The organism is Streptosporangium sp. NBC_01469 (genome assembly GCF_036227305.1).
In the GTDB taxonomy this organism is placed as follows: Bacteria; Actinomycetota; Actinomycetes; order Streptosporangiales; family Streptosporangiaceae; genus Streptosporangium.
On record NZ_CP109465.1, the window covers coordinates 690,556 to 707,714 of the forward strand.

General features: G+C 63.4%; 17 protein-coding genes. 12 read left to right on the forward strand and 5 right to left on the reverse strand.

Translation table 11 applies throughout. From position 1 onward, the window contains the following. Positions 1-20: 20 nt before the first annotated feature. Positions 21-3,065: a DUF3427 domain-containing protein gene (locus OG587_RS03160; RefSeq protein ID WP_329086638.1), complete on the reverse strand. Its 3,045-nt coding sequence runs from the start codon at positions 3,063-3,065 to the stop codon at positions 21-23. Between the two features lie 369 nt (positions 3,066-3,434). Between OG587_RS03160 and OG587_RS03165 the strand changes: the two genes are divergently transcribed. Both OG587_RS03165 and OG587_RS03170 read left to right on the forward strand, forming a co-directional pair. Beyond that, on the forward strand, positions 3,435-3,791 hold the full coding sequence (locus OG587_RS03165) for an effector-associated constant component EACC1 (protein WP_329086640.1): 357 nt from the start codon (positions 3,435-3,437) through the stop codon (positions 3,789-3,791). Then, the gene (locus OG587_RS03170) at positions 3,788-5,470 is read left to right on the forward strand and encodes a caspase, EACC1-associated type (protein WP_329086642.1); all 1,683 of its coding nucleotides are present in this window, start codon (positions 3,788-3,790) and stop codon (positions 5,468-5,470) included. Before OG587_RS03165 ends, OG587_RS03170 begins: the two co-directional genes overlap by 4 nt. Before the next feature lie 68 nt (positions 5,471-5,538). On the opposite strand, the gene OG587_RS03175 is transcribed toward OG587_RS03170, so the two are convergent. Together OG587_RS03175 and OG587_RS03180 are read right to left on the reverse strand one after the other, a co-directional pair. After that, on the reverse strand, positions 5,539-5,751 hold the full coding sequence (locus tag OG587_RS03175; RefSeq protein ID WP_329086644.1) for a DUF397 domain-containing protein: 213 nt from the start codon (positions 5,749-5,751) through the stop codon (positions 5,539-5,541). 11 nt (positions 5,752-5,762) lie between these two features. Beyond that, positions 5,763-6,614, reverse strand: coding sequence for a helix-turn-helix domain-containing protein (locus tag OG587_RS03180; RefSeq protein WP_329086646.1), 852 nt, complete (start codon positions 6,612-6,614; stop codon positions 5,763-5,765). Between the two features lie 335 nt (positions 6,615-6,949). Between OG587_RS03180 and OG587_RS03185 the strand changes: the two genes are divergently transcribed. The 9 genes from OG587_RS03185 (at position 6,950) to OG587_RS03225 (ending at position 14,079) form a co-directional block, all read left to right on the forward strand. Beyond that, entirely contained in the window at positions 6,950-7,423 is a 474-nt protein-coding gene (locus OG587_RS03185; RefSeq protein ID WP_329086648.1) for a hypothetical protein, read from the forward strand. Next, positions 7,420-7,872 (forward strand): hypothetical protein, encoded by a 453-nt coding sequence (locus tag OG587_RS03190; protein WP_329086650.1) that lies wholly within the window; start codon positions 7,420-7,422, stop codon positions 7,870-7,872. The genes OG587_RS03185 and OG587_RS03190 overlap by 4 nt, the downstream gene beginning before the upstream one ends. Then, positions 7,829-8,434: an ATP-binding protein gene (locus OG587_RS03195; RefSeq protein ID WP_329086652.1), complete on the forward strand. Its 606-nt coding sequence runs from the start codon at positions 7,829-7,831 to the stop codon at positions 8,432-8,434. The genes OG587_RS03190 and OG587_RS03195 overlap by 44 nt, the downstream gene beginning before the upstream one ends. A 174-nt stretch (positions 8,435-8,608) precedes the next feature. Then, positions 8,609-9,859, forward strand: a complete 1,251-nt coding sequence (gene fxlM, locus OG587_RS03200) for a methyltransferase, FxLD system (protein ID WP_329086655.1) — start codon at positions 8,609-8,611, stop codon at positions 9,857-9,859. Positions 9,860-10,007: 148 nt separating this feature from the next. Beyond that, positions 10,008-11,216: a hypothetical protein gene (locus tag OG587_RS03205; RefSeq protein WP_329086657.1), complete on the forward strand. Its 1,209-nt coding sequence runs from the start codon at positions 10,008-10,010 to the stop codon at positions 11,214-11,216. A gap of 248 nt (positions 11,217-11,464) precedes the next feature. Continuing rightward, a complete protein-coding gene (locus OG587_RS03210) occupies positions 11,465-11,977 on the forward strand; it encodes an RNA polymerase sigma factor (protein WP_329086658.1) in 513 nt (170 codons plus the stop codon). After that, the gene (locus tag OG587_RS03215; protein WP_329086660.1) at positions 11,974-12,897 is read left to right on the forward strand and encodes a hypothetical protein; all 924 of its coding nucleotides are present in this window, start codon (positions 11,974-11,976) and stop codon (positions 12,895-12,897) included. The genes OG587_RS03210 and OG587_RS03215 overlap by 4 nt, the downstream gene beginning before the upstream one ends. A gap of 68 nt (positions 12,898-12,965) precedes the next feature. Continuing rightward, positions 12,966-13,259 (forward strand): hypothetical protein, encoded by a 294-nt coding sequence (locus OG587_RS03220; RefSeq protein ID WP_329086662.1) that lies wholly within the window; start codon positions 12,966-12,968, stop codon positions 13,257-13,259. Between the two features lie 379 nt (positions 13,260-13,638). Continuing rightward, entirely contained in the window at positions 13,639-14,079 is a 441-nt protein-coding gene (locus tag OG587_RS03225; RefSeq protein WP_329086664.1) for an ester cyclase, read from the forward strand. 177 nt (positions 14,080-14,256) lie between these two features. On the opposite strand, the gene OG587_RS03230 is transcribed toward OG587_RS03225, so the two are convergent. Beyond that, positions 14,257-14,700: a hypothetical protein gene (locus tag OG587_RS03230; protein WP_329086666.1), complete on the reverse strand. Its 444-nt coding sequence runs from the start codon at positions 14,698-14,700 to the stop codon at positions 14,257-14,259. Positions 14,701-14,870: 170 nt separating this feature from the next. Here OG587_RS03230 and OG587_RS03235 point away from each other — a divergent pair, with 170 nt between their 5' ends. Further along, positions 14,871-15,599: a winged helix-turn-helix domain-containing protein gene (locus OG587_RS03235; protein WP_329086668.1), complete on the forward strand. Its 729-nt coding sequence runs from the start codon at positions 14,871-14,873 to the stop codon at positions 15,597-15,599. A 68-nt stretch (positions 15,600-15,667) separates the two neighbouring features. Here OG587_RS03235 and OG587_RS03240 read toward each other — a convergent pair whose 3' ends face one another. After that, positions 15,668-17,128: a serine/threonine-protein kinase gene (locus OG587_RS03240; RefSeq protein ID WP_329086669.1), complete on the reverse strand. Its 1,461-nt coding sequence runs from the start codon at positions 17,126-17,128 to the stop codon at positions 15,668-15,670. Positions 17,129-17,159 lie beyond the last annotated feature (31 nt).

Here is a 17,159-nt window from a genome sequence, read left to right on the forward strand (position 1 = left end):
CACCAACGCGTCGCCTCTACTCAGGTAGCCGCAAGGCTGGCTTGATGGAAGATGTCTGCGGGGAGAGGGGATGCCAGTTGCCAGAGGATCTGCATTGGCCGGTCGCCTTCGGACGACACGTAGGTCATGGGTCCGGCATAGAAGAACGGTGGAGCGCCGAGAAAGCCGTCCTCCTCTTTAGACTCGCGGAGGAAGAGGTGCACGGTCGAACTGCCGTTGACATAGCGCTGGCCGGTCGGTGACGACGTCCGCGTGGTGCTCTGTGACTCCCAGTGGAAGAGCGTCGGGCTGATGGCCCGATCGTTGTACATAGTGGTTGGCGAGAAGCCCTCGGTCTTGCGCAAGGTTACGAAGAAGGCGTCGGCTCTGGTCTCAGGAATCCACTTAACCCCCTCGCGGACGTTGCCAGGACGGTCGACACCGAAAGCTGCCAGTGCTTCGTTCTTGGAGTATCGAGCGTGCAAGCGCAGCGGCAGACCAGGGATCTCACGAGTAACCCGATGCATGCGCTCTTCTAGGATCGACGACACAGCGCGTAGTTCCTCGGCACGATGAGGATGGTCGGCCAACAGTCTCAGGACAGCGTCTCCTCCATCGAAGGACACGTTTCCACCGAGCAAAGCCACGTGCAGCATCGCGAGTAGACGAGGATCGACAGTGGCATCATCACCACGGAGCTGGGCCAGCCGCAAGGGATCGTCTACATGGAGGAGACGGCCAATGGCCCGGCCGAGCTTACGGTCGGTTTCCTCGTCAGCCACAGGACGGTTCTTGGCTCGGCGCCGCAGCTCAGCCCAACCTCCCCTACCGGAACGATAAAGGTCTTCGAGTTCGTGACCTGTCTCTGCCAAGAATTCAGCGAGGGAGATTTCAGGCATCGAGCGGAGCTCAGCGATCAGGTCGTTCCACGAGAGACGGAGCGCGCGGCGTACGTTATCGAGGACCATCTCAGTTACTACGTTGTCGAGCTGGAGGTGACATCCAGCAGGGAGCGTGGGGTTGGCCAACGCTCCGGGAAGCTTACGGCGGGGCACTCCCGTGAGCGCAGATAGTCGCAGGTCAAAGCGGAATTCGGCACGCTGATGTCCAACAAAATCCAGGGCAGTGAGACATGTCTTGTCTGGATCACGCCGTAGACCACGACCGAGCTGTTGCAGAAAGACCGTGGCACTCTCCGTAGGACGCAGAAAGAGGACAGTTTCCACCTCTGGGATATCTACACCTTCGTTGAAAAGATCCACGGTGAACAGTATGTTGACCTCGCGTTTCCTCAAGCGCTGTACGGCGTGGCGGCGCTCATCGCGTGACGTTTCGCCAGTTACAGCCAGAGAGGGGATACCGTGCTTGGCGAATTGATCAGCCATGAATCTGGCGTGCTGCACGCTCACGCAGAAACCAAGGGCGCGCATCTCGCCCGGATGGGCAATTTTATCTTGCACCGCTTGCAAAATGAGACGGACTCGGGCGTGGTTTCCGGTGTATAGGTTACTGAGGGCCTTTTCGTCGTAGTGTCCACGGCGCCAGGCTACGTCGGCCAGCGACACTTCGTCGTGGATGCCGAAGTAGTGAAACGGGGCGAGAAGCTGCTGCTCAAGCGCCTGCCAGAGGCGCAGCTCGTAGGCGATTCGCCCGTCAAAGAACGCTCCAACATTGATACCGTCGGTTCGCTCAGGAGTAGCGGTCAGACCCAGGAGGTAACGCGGCTGAAGATGCTCTAGCAGGCGTCGATATGTAGGAGCCTCCGCATGGTGGAACTCATCCACAATCACCATATCGAATCGGGTCGGATCGAGCTCATCGAGGTTGATGTTGGCCAACGACTGAATCGAGGCGAAGACATGTCTCCACTTCTTCGGTTGGTTTCCGGCGACGAGCTTCTCTCCAAACTCTCCATCCCGGAGCGTCTGCCGGAAGGTGGCCCTGCTCTGGTTCAAGATGCTTTCGCGGTGAGCCACGAACAGCACACTGTCGGCCTTCCCCGCAGCAGCCAGCCGTCGATAGTCGAGGGCAGCGACCACGGTCTTGCCAGTGCCTGTCGCCATGACAACCAAGTTGTGCGTACGGCCATGCACCTCGCGCTCGGCTTCCAGCTCTTCCAGCGCCTCGGCCTGATACCAGCGCGGGAGTACATCCAGCGTGGCGATCTCCAAAGGAAGCTCAGCCGGGGTCGACCCGCCTTCGCGCCTGAGCGCCTCAGTTAGCCGAGCCCCATCGCGGGCCGGATCGTAGCCTTCGAACGCCGGATCAGCCCAGTACTGCTCGAAGGTAGCGGTGAACGTCGAAAGCAGATGAGCCTGTTCAACCTGAGAGAGCCGCACGTTCCACTCCAGGCCGTCCAACTGCGCGGCCTTCGACAGGTTGGATGAGCCGACGTAGGCGGTCGAGAAACCGGTATTCCGGTGAAACATCCATGCTTTGGCGTGAAGCCTGGTGCTGAGCGTCTCGTAAGAGATCTTGACCGTGGCCCCGAGAGCAACCAGACGATCCAGCGCGGTCCTGTCTGTGGCCCCGATGTATGTCGTGGTGATCACCCTGAGCTCACCACCTCTGGCGATGAACTCCTTGATCGGCCCTTCGATGAGACGCAGGCCGTACCACTTAATGAAGGCGCAGATCAGATCGACCCGGTCGGCGGTCGCGAACTCCCGCATGACCTCGGTGCCGATGCTCGGCTGACCCCGCCCGTTCACGAGGAGAGCACTGGCAGACAGCGGAGTCTCAGGCCGGATCAACGGCTCCGGCCGTCCAGGCACTCCCGATGGCTTCCGTACCTCGGTGAGCAACTGGCCGGGTTGCGCTATCTGTTCCCCTTCATCCTCAGTGTCGAGGAACGCCCTGATGATCGCCTCAGCGACATGATTCGCTCGGTCGATCTGCTGCTCGGGGGTCTTGGCTGCACGTAACGCATGACGCGTCAGGCCGGCAATATGCCGGACGAGATAATCCTCTGCCTCCACGCGATCAACAGGCACAACCTTCGCCAACTCACTTGGAACCGCTTGCAATCGTCGACCAAGAGCGTGAGTGACGAGTTGCTCGTAGACGCCAGGCGTGAGATCACTCATAGCCCAGCACCCTAAGCCATAACCGCGATGTTTGTCCCAGCGATGCATCCATCATCCACTTAATAGTGCATCTGTCGCTTTTCTGTTGGCTGATCAAGCGGAACGCTTACACGTCGTGCGACATCCCCGAAGGCGGAGGGCCCACAGCAAAAGGCCAAGGACCGCACGGACAAACCTGCTGGTCAAAGGCGCAAGTGAGGCCAGCACTAGCCACCGTGTCCAGTGCAACGAATCAGACATCACTCCACTTCGGAACAAATCTGCGGATATCATGTGATCTTAGTAGGATCTGACGTGAGGCGTCTTTTCGTACTCGTCATACACAAGTGCCACTTCAGCACTTCCTTAATTCAAAAAAGAGGAGACGACATGACCGCAAATACCATCCACATAGGCATGAGCGGCGAAGAGGCGGAAAAAGAACTACAGTCTTTTTATAATTGGCTACGGGATGATGAAGACATTCGGCAGCACGCGCAAGTGGCCTTGCGATGGAGCCCACCCAAAGAAAGCGAGATGGGCACCGCACTAGAGGCTATCGAACTAGTTCTAAGCAATAGCTTCGAGGTAGCCAACCTCACATTAGCTTATCTTGCTTGGCGGTATACGCGCAGAGAAAAGCCTAAGGTGACATTCAAACATGGCGATCTTGAAATTACTGTCGATGGCGACGACGAGGAAACCGTGAAGAAAATAATTCGCTCCTTCAAAGAGGACTCCGAGTGAAGCTTCCCGATCCTCGCTTGTCGCGTGCAGTCCTCATCGGAACAAGCAAATATAGCCTCGATAATATGCCGGACTTACCGGCCGTAGCTAACAATCTAGCAGCCATAAAAGAGTCTCTTTGTGACCACAGAACGTGGGGACTTCCACCGCAAAACTGCAAAGTTATTTCGGAGCCAACTACGCATTCCGAGATGGTTGATCCGATCGTAACGGCGGCCGGGGAAGCGACTGATACATTATTTGTCTATTTCGCAGGGCACGGGTTAGCTGACTCAGAAGCTGGAGAACTATATTTAACGCTCACCAACTCGGATAGCGATTTAAGGCGTGTTTCTTTTACGGCTGTCGCCTACGATCACATCCGGCGAGCAATAGTGCACAGTAATGCTAAGCGGCGAGTAGTCGTACTGGATTGCTGTTACAGTGGATACGCCCTTGGGGCTATGTCCGGCCACGAGAACAACATGTCGGACCAGGCGAACATTGAAGGCACATGCGTAATAACTTCGGCCTCGAAAACAAAGAAATCCCTAGCACCCCCTGGAGAGCTATACACGAGCTTCACAGCCGAACTTGTCGAGGTTTTCAAAAACGGAATTGAGGGGCATCCAAGGCGCCTGTCACTGGACAAGATATTTAGCCATATTCATCGAGCCCTGCAATCTAAAGCACGGCCATTGCCGCAAATACTCAATCGCAACACGGCCGGACATTTAGAGCTCATCAATAATCGAGCCGTTATCTCTCCAGGGTCAAATCCTCCCGGCTACGGGCCTGTCCCTGGCATTGAAGTAGGAACAGAATTTCCCGATCGGAAAGCACTGCATGACGCGAAAGTTCACCGCCCTCTGCAAGCTGGGATTTGCGGAACTCAAAGCGCAGGCGGTGCAGAATCGATCTGCATATCAGGCGGCTACAAGGACGATCAAGATCACGGTGACCTCATCATTTACACAGGTCACGGCGGTAGAGACCCTGATACTAAGAAGCAAGTATCTGACCAGCAGGCAAACCATCCAGGCAATGCTGCCTTGATCTCCAGCCAAATGAGCCGATTGCCCGTCCGCGTAATTCGTGGGGCAGACGCAGGAACTGAACATTCTCCATCTAGCGGATACAGCTACGATGGCCTGTTTACCGTCGCCGACCACTGGTCCACAATCGGCTTAGACGGCTTTAGAATTTTACAGTTTCGCCTAGAAGCCCTGAATGACGAATCAGATACTGAATATCCAAGCACGGAGCATCAACACTCTCAGCCACACATTGCTCCCGACCGATGGGAACGAATCTCTCGCGGCATTTATCAAGATCGACAGCTGTCTGAGCGAATTAAAAAAATGTATGACAATGAGTGCCAGATCTGCGGCATAGCACTCGAAACGATTGGAGGGATAAGGTACGCCGAGACTACTCATATTCGCGGCCTAGGCATCCCTCACAATGGCCCAGATACATTGAACAATATTCTATGCCTATGCCCCAATCATCGCATACTCTTTGATCTTGGGGCAGTCACGATCGACGACAACCTCCAAGTTGTCGACAAGATAACCGGAGAACTCATCGACGACCTTCGAGTAACTCCAAAGCATCGTGTCGACCTCAGTTTCATTAGGTATCATCGGGATCTACACAAAACGACACTCACTCAGAGTGATCATCGTCAATCTCCCTAGCCGCCATCCATGCCCCCCACTCGTCGGCCAATTGACTTCGCGCCGCGAAGACCTTAAACGCCTTCCAGTTAATGGCTCAGACCATCAAATAGTCCACTCTTGACGCTGCCGACGAATTTACGCCATTCATCGCCAGCGAAACTCAGCACTGGCCCATTCGGATCCTTACTGTCTCGTAAAGAACAGCCTCCGCCAGGAAGAGCTGCTGTCTCTACACAGTTGTCCTGCTGAGCACTCTGACTACTCTTGCGCCAGATGAGCCCTGAGGGGATTCGATCCACAGTCGTCGCCTCTATTTCTGCTGTAGCTGATCAGCCAAGGCAGCCACGTAGCGTACGGACTCCTCGACGGTCAAGGCTGCCGCCACTACTCGGTTAAAAGTGAGCGTATACGCCTGAATCTCCTCTGGTCGCTCCAGGAAGAGATTGTCTGTCGGTGTCTCCAAGTAGACGATCGACGGATCCAGTTCGCCCATGAAGTCCAAGATGACGAACCCGCTCCCCATCGCCGCATGTGCACCGATTGAGTCAGGTAGCACCTGGACAGCGATGTTCGGTCGCATCGCCATGTCAGCAAGATGGCCGAGCTGTTCCGCCATGACCTTCGGACCACCGACCATCTTCCTCAGCGCCGCCTCGTCGATGACGGCCCAGATCTGCGGCGGGTTGTCACGGCTGAGGATCGCCTGCCTGGCCAGACGTGCCTCAACACGTCGTTGGACGGCGGTTTGATCGAGAACCTGCCCGGCTTGAAAGATCGCATTGGCGTAGTCGGCCGTTTGTAGCAGGCCAGGGATGGTCACGAGCTCGATGGTGCGGATCTGGGTTGCCTCTGCCTCGAAGCCGGGGAGGCTGCCACCGAACACGTCCTTGTATTTGGCCCACCAGCCTCTTTCCCGGGACTGCCGGGCGAGATCGAGTATCGCCTCATGTACGGCAGGGTCGACGACGTTGTAGAGGTCGAGCAGGAGCCGAACGTTACCGATATCCGGCAGAACCCACTTATTTTGCTCCATGTGGGTGAGGCGGCCACGTGACCATTCCAAGCGCCTGGCAACCTCATCGTGGGTAAGGCCCGCCTGCTCGCGTAGCCGGATGAGCTCGGCGCTCAGACGCCGCCGTTTGACGGTCGGACTACCGGTCATCTGCCCTCTTCTCGCACGTTAAGTAAGCGAATCACGCAATCTGCCCGCCGAAACTAGACAATACCGGCGATGAAATTTTGGCCTTGAAAATTCTGCGACCGGCCGCCACTATGTGAAGAGTATCCATCACTGAGAGTGATCTAGGTGCGGCTCTCACTTAACGCATCTTTTGAAACTCAGGGAGCAGTCCCTCGGAGATGGCGGCCCGATGCAGGCCGGGAGAGAGCTCGGTTCGTCCGGTGCCATCACCAGGCTGAGGACGCTCCAGAAAACGGTTCTGCCAGACGAATGGCGTCGTCTGGCAGAACCTCAACCGCACGTTGGAGGTGCGACCTGTGTCCAACCCTAATAGAACCCCCAAGATCATCCGGGTCCGCTGGCATGCCGAGCAGCCGCCCTCGCCCCTCGGTTGCCGCTGGTGTGGCCATCCCCCGTACGCGCACGACGCCGCCAGCCTGCCGCATCGGCCCGGTCACCTGTGGGAGCAGCCCACTCCGGCCCAGGTCCGCACCCGGATGACGGCCCGGCGGCACCTCGGGCTCTGCGGTCGGCTGCCCTCGGCCGTGCCCCCGGCACCCCCAGTGCCACCCGCGCCCACCGTACCCACCCCGCCGAACCCGTTCACCATCGTGACCGCGCGTCCGACAGGCCGTCCCTTCGCGGGTTCTCCCGTGGGCAGGGGACGCCACGCGCGACCGGCCGCGATGGCCGCGCCGCCGTACGGACAGTCGCCGTACGGGCGGGAATCGCCGGGGGTACGGCTCTGGCCGGGCAGGCGCGAGTCGTACCGGAAAGGGGTGACAGCATGAGCCCGCCACCCGTCGAAGCGGCCACCGGAACAACGGAACACCTTCCCGCTCCTCTCTCGTACGAGCCCGAGGAAGAGGACACCGTCGCGCTGGCGCTCCGGTTCGCAGACTGGTGTCTCTGGTACGGCGAGGCCACCGAACGCTGGTGGGCGCTCTCCCCCACCTGGTGCCGGGAGCGCGTCGGCCTGGTCGAGGCCGATACCTCCGCCGAACTGGCCGCGCGGATACGGCACATCGAGGACTTCCGTCCCCACCTCATCCCCGACCGGCACCAACGGCCACGCCATCCCCTCTCCAGGGCAGAGCAGCATCCCACGGCGCGGCCCGAAGTCCTCGGCGGGAGTGTCAGGGTCGCCGGAAGCGACGAGAGCACCATGGGCATCACGGGTAAGGGAGGTGACCGGGATGGCCGCGCGGCTCCTGTCCGTACTCGTCGGCGTGTTCGCTAACCGCTTTCGTCCAACAGCCGGCGACGTCATGGGACCGGCCACCACCATGTGGTCGCCGCACCTGGGCCGAATTCCCGGCTGGTCGACCTTCCCGGGGCCCACACCGGTGATCTCCCAGCGCTTCCCGGCCACACGCGACCAGGTCAGGCCCGCACGGAACTTCGTCGCCGAGATCCTCGGCGACGACCACCCGCTCCGCGACGACGCCATGCTCCTCACCAGCGAACTCGCCACCAACGCCGTCGAACACTCCACCACACCACGCGAAGACCGACCGTACGAAGACCGGCCGCGCGAAAGCCGACCGCCCAACCCCGAACCAATCGACATCGACGTCGAACCGAGCGATCGGTCCGAGGAGTTCGTTGTCACGGTGGCCTTCCTCTCCCACGGCGTCATCATCACCGTCCAGGACACCGGCTCCACCCAGATCCCCTGCACCAGGAACTCCGGCCTGGACTCCACCGGCGGACGAGGGCTCGTGCTCGTCAACGACCTCGCCACCCGCTGGGGCTTCCACCGCGACCCCACCGGAACCGTCATCTGGTTCGAACTCACCTGACAGACCGGCGTGGCGGCGCGAGCCTGGAGGAGCCGCGCCGCCACGCCCTCGACCAGTGGGGGCGTCCGGACACCACGCCTGGATGTTTCATGAAGACGCCATACCGGCTGAGGAAAGAGGCCACGATCGCCGTGGCGGCGATCGGCCGCCCTCGCCAACCCTCGAAGGAATCCGATGATGACCACACGGCAGACGAACGCCGACGCCGACTCTCCCTCCGCTGAGCTGCTGCGCGAGGCTCTCATCCAGCAGTTGCGTAAGCGAGGGTTCATCCACGGCGACCGGGTCGCCGACGCGTTCGCGGTGGTGGAGCGGCACGTGTTCGTTCCGGAAGGTACGCCGCTGGAGGCCACCTACAACGCGGACGACTCGGTGGCGACCAAGACGGATGAGCACGGCATGATCATCTCCTCGATCAGTGCCCCGTTCATCCAGGCCCGGATGATCGAACAGTCGGAGCTCGGGCCGGGAATGAGCGTGTTGGAAATCGGTTCGGGTGGCTGCAATGCCGCACTCCTCGCCGAGGTCGTCGGCCCGGAGGGGCGTGTGGTCAGCGTGGACATCGACCCGGAGGTGACCGACCGGGCCAGGGCCCTGCTGGAGGCGGCCGGGTACGGCGATCGGGTCACGGTCGTGCTGGCCGACGCCGAGCACGGTGTGCCCGCGTCCGGGCTGTTCGACCGGATCATCGTGACGGTGGGCGCGTGGGACCTCCCTCCGGCCTGGCTGGGACAGCTGGCCAAGGACGGAGTGATCGTCGTGCCGCTGCGGATGAACGGGATCACCCGCTCGATCGCGTTCCGGCGCGTAGGAGACCACCTGGTGAGCACATCCGCTGAAGTGTGCGGGTTCGTCGCGATGCAGGGTGATGGGGAACACTCCGAGCGGGTCTTCCGGCTTCCCGGCGCCCAAGGCTGCCATGTCAACCTCCGGTTCGACACCGGGGTGCCGGAGAATCCGAGCCTGCTTGACGGCGTACTCGCGACCGAGCGCGCCGCGGTGTGGTCCGGCGTCACGATCGAACACGGGGTTTCGTTCGCCGACCTGCACCTGTGGTTCGCCTGCTTCCTGCCCGGCTTCTGCAAGCTCGCCGTGGACGAGGGAACCGAGCTGGCCGAGGAGCGCGGGAAGTGGTTCCCCTTCGGTGTCGTGCGCGGTGACTCGTTCGCCTACCTGGCAATACGTCCGGCCCTGGAGAGTGCCGGAGTCGAGTTCGGGGCGCGCGCCTACGGAGCGCATGGTCAGGAGGCCGCGACCGCGATGGTCGAGCGGATCCAGGCGTGGGATCGGCGAGCCCGAAGCGGTCCGGCCCCCACGTTCGTCTTCTGGCCGTCCGGTAGCGACCTCACCCAGGTACCCGAAGGCGCGACGGTCCTGGACAAGACCCATGGTCTGGTCACGATCTCCTGGCCCGCGACGAGCTGAACAACGCGCGGGCCAGGATGCACCACACCCACCCCCTTCGACGAACGGCTACCCAGGGGCCATCCGGTCGAGGGCATGCCTGGTTTTGTCGGACGTTTGCGGCAGGCTACCCGCGACCGGCCGGAGTTGGATCTATAGAGGGACGCAGATGGCACGCATGCTCCGCAGCATCGACGAAGAGGTCTACGTGGAGTACGGGATGTTCGCCCTGGCGGGCACCGACCTCGAGGAGTGGAGCAGCCCGGAGGGCTACCACTTCGTGGCGGATGTCCGGATGGAGGCGTGGGACGGCGAGCCGCCGAGTCCCGAAGGTTCCTGGACACCGGTCGACCAGGTGACCTTCGTGGCGGACAGCGGTGTCGTTCACCTGTCCCTGATGATGGAGGAGCGTGGCCACGACTTCCTCATCGGGCCGCCGTGTTTCGAGTACGGCATGACGCTGCACTTCGAGCCGCTCACCGAGGACGGCGAGCCGGACGAGGAGATGGACGAGGACGCGGATGGCCCCGAGGAGCGGTGGCTGCTGCGTTTCTGGCCGATCCGTGACGCGTTCGATCCGCTGGTGCACTCGCTGGCCGCGTCGTACATCGTGCCGATGCCGAAAGAGTATGTTCCCTTGCCGCTCCCGCCTGAGCTGCTGCCTCCGCCGGTCAGGCCCCAGTCGGTGCCCGTGCCCCTGACGGTCGCCCAGGACTGGGTCTCGATGTGGGTCGATCCTTCCCGGCCGACCTTCGAGGAGTGGCTGAGCACGATGGAGGAGGGGCTTCGCGGGAAGGGCATGACGATCCACGAATGGCTGCGGGCGCAGGGCGTCGAGATCGAGGACGGGGCCGAGGTCACGCCGAAGAGCGTCGTCCGTCCTGAGGACCGCCCTGGCCGGTTCGCCGATCCCCTCGTCGACCGGTACTACGCGCGGCAGGAGGCCATCGGATTCCTGCCGCACCGTTTTCCCGACTGGGAACCGCACGAGCAGGAAGAGCGGCTGCGGGAGATGTCCGACGAGGAGCGCATCGCCGAGGAGTTGAATCCGGAGAACTCCCGGACTTTCTCCATGCCCTACGAGGGCAGGGGATTCCTGTCGCCGGGTCTCAGCTGCCGCCTCTGGCGGTGGGAGGACGACATCATCGGTGGAGAGCCGTTCGACGGCAGCCTCACCGTCGATCGGCAGGTGCACGTCCGCTATCCGCACAGTCGCCAGATCTTCGTCTCGGGCATCGTGACCGTGCTCCGCCCGGAGCGTTACAACGGACGCGCCGACCACTACGTGGTCAGGGACGCCGAACCACACGAGGCGGCCCGCGTCCTGTGCTCCGAGGCCACCTGGCAGGACCGGCCGGAAGGAGAGCCCGGCCGATAGTACGACCCGGAAACCGCGGGTCCACCACCGGGCGATCATGACGCGTCTCACGAGTTCGTCCGAACCGCCGCCATCCGGCTCGGACTTCGGGGGGCAGATGTGCGCGGCCTGTTCACGAGTTCGAGCGATGTGCCAGGACATGCCGAACCTGGAACCAACCGTACGAGTCGGGTCATGGCGGGCTGCAACGTCCCGAAAGGTGCCGGACACTAATCAAGGTGTCCGGCACCCTTCGGCTAGGAGACCCTGTGACACAGCGAGATCGCTTCGAAGCGGTCTATGACGCGCACTACCCGGCGATACATCAGTACGCCGCCCGCCGTACCCGCTCCCCCGACGACGTGGCCGACGTCATCTCCGAGACGTTTCTCACCGCCTGGCGGCGCATCGGCGACGTGCCCGAGGGCGAGCGGGCGCTGCTCTGGTTGTACGGTGTGGCCCGCCGCGTGCTGGCCAACCAACAACGCGGTACCTCACGCAGAGCCGTACTGGCCGACCGGCTCCGTGACGAGTTGATCGCCGACCGGCCGACCACACCGGTCGATCTGGAGTATGTCCGCGCCGCCTTCGACCAGTTGCCCGAGCGTGACCGCGAGGTCCTGGCACTCGCCTGCTGGGAGGGATTGACCAGCGAGCAGATCGCCAAAGTCATGGGGTGTACGGCTATCACCGCCCGGACCCGCCTGCACCGGGCGCGCAAACGGCTGGCGGCGGCGCTGAAATGGCAGCGGTCCTCAACGATCGTGATGGAGGAAGCATGAATGACGTCGACCGCCTGGTGAAAGCCATCGACCTCGCACCGTACGCGCCGGAGCAGGGGCGTGGCGCGCGCGAGCTGCGCGCGGCGATCATGGCGACTTCTCCTCCGCGCCGCCGGATGTCCTGGCTTGCCGGAGGCGGAACCTTCGGCCTGGGGCGGGCCCGTTGGCCCGTACTGGTCTCGGGGGTCGCCGCCCTGGCCGTGGCCGCCGCGATCGGTGTCGGCCTACCGGCGGGTGGTCCGGCCACCGAGTACGCCAACGCGGCCGTCTCCATCAAGAAGGCCACCGGCCATTTCAGCGTCACCATCACCGATCCGACGGCCGACTATCGGCGCTTCGAGGAGGCCTTCCGCGCGGTGGGGCTCAACGTCACGGTGAAGGTCATCCCGGTGGCGCCGGAGAGGGTGGGCACGCTGGACGGCCCGATCGTTCCCGAGGGCTTCAAAGGACCGGGAACCATCGGGGTACAGCACACGGAGCCCTGCTCATCCGCCTTCTGCGGCAAGGTCTGGATGCCCGCGGACCTCTCCCAGCGGGTCGTCTTCGGGGTGGGCCGCCCCGCCGCACCGGGCGAACCCTATGCCTCCGGCCCTGGTTACGACCCCTCGGGAGAGGAGGCCCTGGACGGCTACACCACGCACGGCAAGACGGTCGCGGAGGTACGCGCCGAGGTGCGACGACGCGGGCTGAAGGTGGGCTACCGCCTGCTGTGGATCCTTGCGGACACCGCCGAGCAGACCAGTTCCTTCGACCAGACCGTCCCCGCGGACCGGGTCGAGGACGACTGGATCGTCAACGGCTCCCGCGACCACAGCTCCGACACCGTCGATCTCTTCGTCATCCCCGGTCCCGGCGCCGGCCCCGCCCCCGATCCGCTGCGGGCCTCCACTCCTGAGTGGTACGCCGACCTCACCGACTGAGAACGCACCGGTAGGCACTGCTCACTCCCGGCCGGAACGCACCGTGTCGATGCCCCGCGGGTTCGCCCGTGGGGCATCGACAGAAGAAGGACAGTGACGATGAGACCTACTGCCTGGTCACGGCCGGTCAGGCGACCACGTACAGCGGTGTCGTCGAGGTCACGTTGCAGGAGAAGGTGCTGCGCGTCGTCCTGGGGCCACGGGCGCGGGAGGAACTGGGCTTCGACGACCCCGAGGGCGAAAGCGGCGGGGGCGGGCAGGGCGATCCTGATACCTTCCGGATTTCGCGGCCGGTGGGCGGACGCATCGCGGGCTCGTTGAACGTGCTCAGCGGGCGGGATCCGGGCCGCCGGGGAGGATAACCTCGGGTGACTTGCCACATTTGTCACGTTCATCATGTTCGCCACATTCACCACGTTCGCCACAGGAGAGCCACAGGAGAAGGGTGACCGAGGTCCGGTGGATCATCGCTTCGCCGGTCAAAGACCGGGGCTATAAGTTCTTTTGGCCTTGCTTGCACCGTTATGGGATGACCGAAAAATCGCGGCATCTTCCGTGATGCGAATACAACGTCATCGGGACCGATGGCTGACTCACCGGTGGGTAGCGTGGAAAGAGCGCCGCCGAGGCTCCCGAGACCCGGCTCGATGTCGCCTGAGCGCCGCGACGCATGGCCTCCCGATCGCATTCGGGAGCCGCAAAGTCCAGCGCCTCACCCCGCATCAGCGAAGGGTCGTCGTCATGCCCAATGCCTGGCAGATCAAACGCCGGCTGTCCGAGGCGGTCAACACCCATGATCTGCACCGAGTACTCGGGTTCTACAGCCCGGACGCCGTCCTCGTCTCACCGACGGGCATAGCGGAAGGACATGAGCAGATCGCCTGGGTCTACGAGCAGCTCTTCAAGGGTTTCCCTGACCTTCACCAGACGATCTGGATGGAGGTCCCCTGCGACGATCCCGTGGTCGCGGAATGGACGTTTACCGGCACCCACACGGGGTCCTTCCTTCTGCCTGACGGGCGCGAGGCGGAAGGGACCGAACGTCGCATCATCGTCCGCGGTTCATGCGTGTCCTACGTCGCCGACGACATGATCATTACGCACCGGGAGTACTTCGATCAGCTGGAGATGTACAGCCAGCTCGGCTTCGGCCTGGCCAGGCTCGATCTCCACGCCGCGTAGGTCAGACGCTCACCCTGGAGCGGTAGGCGTCACCGATCCGGAGATGCGCGCCGGGCGGGCGCCGCCACCCGGCTTCGGGTCCTGGAAGGGGGACAGCGGCCGGTCCACCGTGTGGACCGGCCGCTGTCTCGACGAGAGACGAGAACAGACCTCGCCTGGCTCAGGACGAGCGAGACATCAGGCGCCGTAGAACCACTTCGACGTCCAGATCCTGATCCACTCGCCCGGCGGGTAGACGCGGCCGTTGGTGACGATCCAGCGGGTGTTGGATCGCACGCAGTCGACGTCGGGCCAGTGCGGGGATCCGTAGGCGTTGGAGTTCTGCCCGCTGGGCAGGTCGCGGTAGGGGCCCTTCGCGCCGCAGTAGAAATGGCTGCTGGCGTCCCGGCTCAGTTGCAGCGTGGAGCCTGTGCGGTTGTAGGCGATCCCGCAGGGATTGGTGATGCCGCCGCATGAGGTTCCCAGCGTACCGACCTCTCCATCGCGGGGTTCGTCGGTCATCACCAGTGCGTCCTTCGGCGGCACCGGGTCGGCGTGGGCGCTCGGCGTTCCCGTGAGCATCAGAAGCAACGCCGTGCCCCCCAATACGGCGGCTCCCGCCCGCGTACGTGCTGCGAACATGCTTTTCCTTTCGTGAAATTGTTTTTCCCGCATGCCGTTTCGGTCCCCACCGAATGGCAACTGTCAGCGCGTTGGTCCCCCTGAGATTCAGCGCTGACAGGAACATCGTTCGGCATAGGATGGGGTTCTGTGAACCTGGAAGATTCCAGGGTGCTGTGAGGGCGGGATGGATGCGGACGATCCTCTTGCAAGCCGATGGCTCCGACACCGAACCGGCCGTCGTCGAACTTTCTCCAGGCCACGAGGTCATTTTTGGTCGCGGAACGTCGAACGCCCCGGTCGACTTCCTGCTGGACCATCCGGGAATATCCCGGCGGGCCGGGATCATCCAGGCCGTGGAGGATTACTGGCTGCTCACCAATCTCAGCCACGACTCCACCCTGGTCGTGGAGAATCCCGAAGGTGGAGGGGAGTTCCTCAAGGTAGCTCCGCGGCGGGCGGCGGCGCCCGTGCCGTTCGAGTTCGCCCGCGTGGTGCTCCCGGTGGCGGGCGGCGCCTGTTCGTTCCTGGTGTTCGCCTCACAGCACAGCTTCATCGACCCCGACGCGCCCGAGACCTCGGCGGTCGGCGAGCCGACGGTCTCCGGCTTTCCCCTCGACGAGACCGCGAAATACTTCCTCGTGCTGATCGCGCTCTGCGAGCCGCGCCTCCGTGACTGCGCGTCCTCGGTCATCCCGACGGTGCCGGAGGTGCTGGAGCGGCTGCGTGAGGTTCCCGGCTGCGCGGGACTGACCCGGGCCGCGGTCAACTTCCACATCGACTATCTGGCACGTACGAAATTGCGCGTCAAACCGTCGTCCGGTTCACGCAAGGCCGACTGGCAACGCGCCGCGCTGGTCTCCGTCGCGCTGCGCTTCGACCTGGTGCGGGAGGAGCACCTGAAACGGCTGGGCACCTGATCACGGCCGACATCCGGCCCGGCCTCCCACGTGATCATGGCTGGTACTCGGCCCGGCCTCCCATCTGATCACGGCTGGTATTCGGCCCGGTGCTTCCGCACCCGTTCGACGAACGCCCGGAAACGTTCGGGAACCCCGTTCTCCTGGCGGATCACCTCGTCGGAGGAGCGGAACGCCGCGGCTCCCAGCAGGCCGGGATCTCCGGGCACCCTGGCCAGCAGGGGTAGCCGTACGCACAGATAGCGGCCGACGGCGGGGATGCTGTCCTCGGGTGACAGGGGCGGGGTGGGGACGACGCCGCGGCGGTCGGCGGGCAGGTAGTACTGCAGCACCGACGGCGTCCAGCGCGCGAGGCCGTACTCGTTCTTGGCCGCGTCGAACAGCTTCGCGTCGAAGTTGCTCTCCGCCTTCAGTATTCCGGCGACCAGTGCCGGGCTCAGCCCAGGCTCGCCGCACATCGTGCCGGCTTCGACGATCAGCGCGCGATACTCCCGGGGGATGTCGGAGTCGGAGCGCAACCAACGCCCGAACGGGTCGGCCAGGGATGGGGCGACCATCCCGGCCCCCGAGGCGCCGGCGAGCACCAGAAGGGCCGCGGCCAGCGCCCCCGCCATCCGGGTGCCCGTTCGCCGGGGCGAGGCTCCGACGGTGCCGGCCAGCATCCGCGCCCGGTAGAGCTGGCGGGCCGCGGTGGGCCGGACCCTCGCGTCGGGGGTCAGGCAGTCACCCACCCAGGAACGCCAGGCCTCGGGAAGCGAGACCGGAAGCGTCAGAGGGCGCTCGCCGGCCGCGTACTCGGCGGCGGCGACGTAACGTGCGCGAGCGGTCGAGGCACTGAAGGGGAGATGGCCGGTGAGCAGTTGGCACGCCGTCACGCCCAGCGCCCAGACGTCGGCCGAGAATCGCACGGCGTGCCCCCGTTCGCTCACGGGTTCGCCCCAGCGCTCGGGGGGCACGTGGTCCGCGGAGCCCACCGGGGGGAGATAACCGTGAGTCCCGTCCATCTCGGTGGTCAGGCCGAAGTCGGCGAGGCGTACCGAGCCGTCGGCCATCATGAGCACGTTATTGGGCTTGAGATCTCCATGCACCCATCTCTCGGCGTGCATGTACGCTATTCCCTCGCAGATCTCGGCGATCAGTCTTGGCGCGTCGGGAACGGGAGCCCCCGCTCGAATCAGATCGGCCAGCGACCGTTCCGCCAGGTCCATGACCAGAACGCACGCGCCGTCGAGTTCGGGATTTCCGGCGTCGTCGACGACGAGCGTTTCGCGTAGCCGGATCAGCCGGGAATGCTGGAGCCTGCTGTGCAGGCGTATTTCCCGCTGCGTCATCTCCCTGAGATATTTCAACTGCCGCCGGGTGACCGTGCCCGTGGGCAGAAACTTCAACGCCGAGCGCGTCGCCCCCTCACCGTCTCGAACTCCCAGGTAGACACTCGCCCAGCTCCCCGTGGCGATGGGCCTGCCGACCCGCCAGTCACCGACTCGATACCCTCGGGGAACACTGACCGCCCATCCCTCGGTGTTCACCAGCCTCCTGCCTTCCCGACGTTTTCCGGCC

Excerpts from the sequence above, each read along its gene's own strand:
- OG587_RS03225 (WP_329086664.1), top strand. The coding sequence starts at position 13,639 with ATGCCCAATGCCTGGCAGATCAAACGCCGGCTGTCCGAGGCGGTCAAC.
- OG587_RS03195 (WP_329086652.1), top strand. The coding sequence starts at position 7,829 with ATGGCCGCGCGGCTCCTGTCCGTACTCGTCGGCGTGTTCGCTAACCGC.
- OG587_RS03180 (WP_329086646.1), bottom strand. The coding sequence starts at position 6,614 with ATGACCGGTAGTCCGACCGTCAAACGGCGGCGTCTGAGCGCCGAGCTC.
- OG587_RS03205 (WP_329086657.1), top strand. The coding sequence starts at position 10,008 with ATGGCACGCATGCTCCGCAGCATCGACGAAGAGGTCTACGTGGAGTAC.
- OG587_RS03165 (WP_329086640.1), top strand. The coding sequence starts at position 3,435 with ATGACCGCAAATACCATCCACATAGGCATGAGCGGCGAAGAGGCGGAA.
- OG587_RS03190 (WP_329086650.1), top strand. The coding sequence starts at position 7,420 with ATGAGCCCGCCACCCGTCGAAGCGGCCACCGGAACAACGGAACACCTT.
- OG587_RS03230 (WP_329086666.1), bottom strand. The coding sequence starts at position 14,700 with ATGTTCGCAGCACGTACGCGGGCGGGAGCCGCCGTATTGGGGGGCACG.
- OG587_RS03215 (WP_329086660.1), top strand. The coding sequence starts at position 11,974 with ATGAATGACGTCGACCGCCTGGTGAAAGCCATCGACCTCGCACCGTAC.
- OG587_RS03160 (WP_329086638.1), bottom strand. The coding sequence starts at position 3,065 with ATGAGTGATCTCACGCCTGGCGTCTACGAGCAACTCGTCACTCACGCT.
- OG587_RS03235 (WP_329086668.1), top strand. The coding sequence starts at position 14,871 with ATGCGGACGATCCTCTTGCAAGCCGATGGCTCCGACACCGAACCGGCC.
- fxlM (WP_329086655.1), top strand. The coding sequence starts at position 8,609 with ATGATGACCACACGGCAGACGAACGCCGACGCCGACTCTCCCTCCGCT.